The sequence below is a fragment of the Candidatus Saccharibacteria bacterium genome (genome assembly GCA_017983775.1).
GTDB lineage: Bacteria > Patescibacteriota > Saccharimonadia > JAGOAT01 > JAGOAT01 > JAGOAT01.
The window spans coordinates 37455-43191 of record JAGOAT010000004.1; the positions used below are offsets into that span (position 1 = coordinate 37455).

2 protein-coding genes, 1 tRNA gene, 1 other RNA gene and 1 pseudogene are annotated in these 5737 nt (G+C 40.0%); 2 read left to right on the plus strand and 3 right to left on the minus strand.

Going from position 1 to position 5737, the window contains the following annotated elements:
* The coding region (locus KA531_00990) for a hypothetical protein (protein MBP6005466.1) at positions 1-2527 on the minus strand (2527 nt) is incomplete at its 3' end.
* Between the two features lie 187 nt (positions 2528-2714).
* The gene (locus KA531_00995) at positions 2715-3509 is read right to left on the minus strand and encodes a potassium channel family protein (protein MBP6005467.1); all 795 of its coding nucleotides are present in this window, start codon (positions 3507-3509) and stop codon (positions 2715-2717) included.
* A 232-nt stretch (positions 3510-3741) separates the two neighbouring features.
* Here KA531_00995 and ssrA point away from each other — a divergent pair.
* Together ssrA and KA531_01005 are read left to right on the plus strand one after the other, a co-directional pair.
* Positions 3742-4137: a transfer-messenger RNA gene (ssrA, locus tag KA531_01000) on the plus strand.
* A 29-nt stretch (positions 4138-4166) separates the two neighbouring features.
* Positions 4167-4242: transfer RNA gene (locus KA531_01005), tRNA-Gly, on the plus strand.
* A gap of 752 nt (positions 4243-4994) precedes the next feature.
* Here the strand turns inward: KA531_01005 and KA531_01010 are convergent.
* Positions 4995-5441, minus strand: a pseudogene (locus tag KA531_01010) (recombinase family protein).
* Positions 5442-5737 lie beyond the last annotated feature (296 nt).

Consider the following 5737-nt stretch of genomic DNA (forward strand, 5'->3'; position numbering starts at 1 on the left):
GACCATTGGCAATGGTATTAGTTAGATTGGTGGTAGTTTCAAGTGATTTGATATCCACTGTGGTAGTTGAACCATCTTCATTGGTGTATGAGAGGGATTGATTAGCAATGTTTACAGTCAGGTTTGTGGTGGTCTCAAGATCCTTGATATTGACTGTAGTTTGATCTCCAGCTTCATCAGTGTATGTGATGGTTTGATTGGCTGGGTTGGCTGAGATGGTTGTTAGGGTTTCTAAGTTGCTTATGTCAATAATGGTGGTGTTCCCTGCTTCATCGGTGTAGCTAAATGTACCGTTATTGTTGTCGGTGATGGTGGTAGTAGTCTCATAGATATTGGTAATAGCTCCATCTTCATTGGTGTATCTACCAATAAGATTACCAGAGCTGAGAGTACTAGTAATCTCAGTCGTTGTTTCAAGATTACTGATATTCTCACAAACCCAGAAGCTTGAGTTCCAAATTGCTAGTTGATCAGTAGTACAGTTGAGTGTTCCCAGAGTATCAGTAATTACACTAACTGAACCATCTTCACTAGTATATGAATATGTGCCATCGTTGTTGTTTACTAAGGTAGTGACGGATTCTTTGATATCTACACTGACTCCATCTTCATTGGTGTAAGTACCAATCACTTGACCATTGGCAATGGTATTAGTTAGATTGGTGGTAGTTTCAAGTGATTTGATATCCACTGTGGTAGTTGAACCATCTTCATTGGTGTATGAGAGGGATTGATTAGCAATGTTTACAGTCAGGTTTGTGGTGGTCTCAAGATCCTTGATATTGACTGTAGTTTGATCTCCAGCTTCATCAGTGTATGTGATGGTTTGATTGGCTGGGTTGGCTGAGATGGTTGTTAGGGTTTCTAAGTTGCTTATGTCAATAATGGTGGTGTTCCCTGCTTCATCGGTGTAGCTAAATGTACCGTTATTGTTGTCGGTGATGGTGGTAGTAGTCTCATAGATATTGGTAATAGCTCCATCTTCATTGGTGTATCTACCAATAAGATTACCAGAGCTGAGAGTACTAGTAATCTCAGTCGTTGTTTCAAGATTACTGATATTCTCACAAACCCAGAAGCTTGAGTTCCAAATTGCTAGTTGATCAGTAGTACAGTTGAGTGTTCCCAGAGTATCAGTAATTACACTAACTGAACCATCTTCACTAGTATATGAATATGTGCCATCGTTGTTGTTTACTAAGGTAGTGACGGATTCTTTGATATCTACACTGACTCCATCTTCATTGGTGTAAGTACCAATCACTTGACCATTGGCAATGGTATTAGTTAGATTGGTGGTAGTTTCAAGTGATTTGATATCCACTGTGGTAGTTGAACCATCTTCATTGGTGTATGAGAGGGATTGATTAGCAATGTTTACAGTCAGGTTTGTAGTGGTCTCAAGATCTTTGATATTGACTGTAGTTTGATCTCCAGCTTCGTCAGTGTATGTGATGGTTTGATTAGCTGGGTTGGCTGAGATGGTTGTTAGGGTTTCTAAGTTGCTTATGTCAATAATGGTGGTGTTCCCTGCTTCATCGGTGTAGCTAAATGTACCGTTATTGTTGTCGGTGATGGTGGTCAACGACTCCATCTCTGAGATGTCAAAACTAATAGTCTGGCCAAGTGAATTGGTATACGTCACAATGCTACCCAGAATCTCCAGGGTTGCTACCGACTGGTAAGCCCCTGGATCTTGACATTGCCATTGGTTGCCTAGATAGGTTAGGGTCTGATACTCTTGACACTGATACTGGCTCAACAGATCGGTATTGTCCAAAAATTCTGACAAATCCACCGAATTTGCCCCCTCTATACTAAGCGTCTGGTTAGACAGAATTAGTCGTTGCAAAACTGCAGGATTAGCTATATACCCCAAGCCAACATCATTAGAAGTTTGAGAATTATCCTGCTCTTGAATTAACTGACTAGTATTGGTCTGCTCAGCTATTTTTAGTGCACTACTTGGCGTATTGACTGCTAGCTTACTAGCATCCCCACCATAACTCGTACATGACCCAGACAGAAATACTACCCTCTGATCATTATCAAGAATTCTATCAATGATCGACCACTCCCTGAAGGGCACTGTGGCCATACTACAACTAGTCAGATTGTAATGATGTTCGGAAAGAATAGCATTATCACAGTCAGTGATGCCCTGACTGGACAGCTTTTCCAAAGCCAGATCAGATTGGCCATTGACACAAACCTGGAAAAAACCTACCTCTTGCTTACCTATCAGAGATTCTGGTACATCCAGCCTAACCCTACCCTGCTCGGAAATGTTGAGGCCTTGATAATCAACATAACCGATCAATTCAGTCCTGTCTTCATTGGCGTAAGCCAGTAATCTAGCATCCAATGGACGATCACCATCAATATATCCTTGATCAGATTCGAAGACAATCTCTAGCTTTTTGGTCTGGAGAAATCCCAGACCAAGAATAATGACAAATACTACTGCTACCAGGGGAAGCAAAATTTTACTAATCTTATGTGAAACGACTTTGGAATACTCTCGCATATTTGGTTTTTGTTTATTTAATAATATATTTAACGACTCAAAAGATACCATTTCTATGAAATTATTATTTTAACAATTAGAAATGGACAAACTAATCATAGAGCTTATTGCGACAAATATCAAGCCAAAATGGGTAAAATACTTGTACACCTAAGGATGGTTGGAGATTTAGATATCTAGTGCCTAATTATTGTGATTTGTGGCGAATCAAATAGCTAGCAACCCTCGCAGTAATGAAGCTGACTGTCCCAGTGCCAACCAGCATCAAAATAATTGCTACTATTCGTCCTGCACTGGTGACTGGTACGATATCCCCATAGCCTATTGTAGTAATTGTAACAACTGACCACCATATAGAGTCCCATATTCCTCTTACATTTGGGTTGATTCCAACCTCGAAGAAATTAAAAAATATTGCCCCAATGAGTGACACTGCCGTAAGCACCATCATTGCTTCTAGGATAAATGTATGCTGGGAAAACCGCTTAGATTCATCGAAAACTATCCTTATCCTGACTGCGAGTCGAACTACCCGAAGTAATTCAACCAATCTAATCACTCGAAACACCCTAATCGGGCGAAGCAGTTCAACTACTCCATTGGTCAAGGGGATTGAAGCAATCAGCTCCCACCAATATTGCTTAAAAAATTGTTTACTATCTTTGGCCTTAGCAAGCCGATAGACAAATTCGGCCAAGAATACCCCTGCTATATATATGTCCAACTGATGGATCAATTCTATCTGATGAGAATTGAGCTCTGCAAAAAATTCAAACCCAACCAAGATTACACTAGTCACAGCCAAAAATATCAGTATGATATCAATTATTACTTTCCTGGTTAGATCTGGATCATTTGGTTCGGCAAAACCAATCACTTTATCAAGTATCTTACTCTCAACGGTCTTCTCTACCTCGGACTCGATCTTACTTTCAGTCTCGTGATCTAATTGGGTGATGGTTTTAATTTTTTTATTTGCCATGAATTTTTATCTTTGGTTAGTTAGCCTTGTTTTTATTATAGCTTAATAACCTAGCCTTAACAATTTAAAAACCCAAGATACCCCTAGTAAGAGTAATTATCACAATTTCTTATCTGCAAAAAGTCGTGGTTTCAAGAATAATCCTTGCTAAAATTTTCGGTCTGAAATTTGGTTTGGGACTTGGATTACTATATAATACTACCAGAACATTGAAAATTTACTGGTATATTATGGGGCTGTTTTAGATTTGACATTTTTGACCTGATCGTTACAGGCAAGCCGAGTTAATCTCTCGCAAAAGGATTATTCTACAATAAATGCAGAATCAAAAATCAGCAGCTTAGTTAGTCGAGTATGCGATGCATTTCGTCTTCCAACAGCTGCACCAGTATTGGCCTAAGCTGATACCATCGTTTATCAGACCGCTAGAGTTTGGTAAATCGATGTCATATTTTCTAGCTCGATAGATAAGCCCACACAACTTGTCTATTCAAAATATTGTGTACTGCATCAGGCTATTATTGTTGGCTCTTTAGGTAAGATGTAGTAAAATTTAGAACCAACTAAGCTTGTAGTCTGTCCGGTTTGGCAAATATGGACACGGGTGCAAATCCCGTCAGCTCCACCATCATTGATCAGTATCTATCTAGTCACCATGCGGGTGTAGCTCAGCTGTTAGAGCGCGTCCTTCCCAAGGATGAGGCCCAGGGTTAGAGTCCCTGTACCCGCACCATTAACGAAATCATCGTCATCTATGAACCCCTGCCAGGGTTCATTTAGTTTATAGGTTACATTTGACCCCTTAAAAGGACCGTCTTTGAGTGGGTGTATTGTGAAGTTAGAGAAGAAGATTCGCAGAAAAGCGTCCATTGTCTTCATGTCACGTATTTTGCTCAGAATAACAGGGGTGGATTCCAACAGTTTGAGATATTCCTCGAAGCTCGGAATAGCACTCTTTATTCTCTTCTTTGCATCTGTAGCTTCTTGATACCTTTTCTTAAGCGTACTAATCTCTTTCGCATACTTATCAAGGTCGTAATGCTGTTTCAGCTCTGGATTATTAGCAATTAGTTGCTTTGTATCTTCGTATGACTTCTCTTTATGGGCTATAAGGATTTTACTACTAGCGATTGCACTAGTGAACTCAGTTGCTTTGCGATCTGCTTCCTTTTCAGCTTCCTTGACGTAGTATGCGTAGTTGCTCTTTGTAACGAACAGGTACTGCTGGAAGAACTGATGTGCAGCTTGTATGACAAGCCCAGCAGGGGCAGATTTATTGTGCATGGTACAGCCCTCAGTTTCGCACTTATAGTAATAACGAGAGTGAATAATTTTCTTAGTCAGCTTGTCTCGTTTAGGTATCAACATCGAAGTTAGCGTCTTATTGCATTTGGAACAATAGACCATGCCACGTAATAAATCAGCACCTATCTCGCCACTCTTCGGTCTGTTTATTGCAGACACCTTAGATGAGTTAAGGCTATCTACTTTATTTATCTTGAGATACTCATCAACAGTTATCATTGGCTCAAAATCATAGGCTTGAGTTAGGTCTGTAAAGCTCTTACCCCACTTGTGTACACCAGCATAATGTGGGTCTTTCAATAGTTTTGATACGTCATCTTTATCCCAAATGTGCGACTTATATTCGCCGCCAGGGAGCTTCTGAACGGTATAGTTTTGTTTGTTAATCCACAGTCTTATGTCTTTTTGAGATTTACCGCTTAAAGCCATTGTGAACATCTCTTTGACCTTTGTGAAGTTGTGAGGATCAGGCTGGAAGTTACGGTCAATGTCTACAATATAGCCATGCTTAAATTTGCCTATAAATAGTGTTCTGTCTTCAACGGCTCGCTTATTGCCCCTGTCTACTGATTCTGACAAGTGCTCGGAGTATTGCTTTGCCATAACAAATGTAATGCCTAATAACATCTTGCCAGCAGGAGTATTCTCAAATGTAAAAGTGGAGAATTGTAAATCTTTTATTAGACCTCTGTCTACAAGGTCTATGATAGCCCCTGCTTCTTTCATGTTGCGTGAGAGTCTATCAGGGTGCCACGAAATAACACCGTTAATTCGGCCGTTCTCTATATCGTTTATCATAGCGTTGAATTTAGGTCGAGTGTCAGCCATCTTGGCTGATTGGCTTTCATGGTATACCTGAACCTTTAGATTTTTAGGCGATACAATCTTTTCCATGCACTCTGTAATTTGGTCTTCAATAGAAC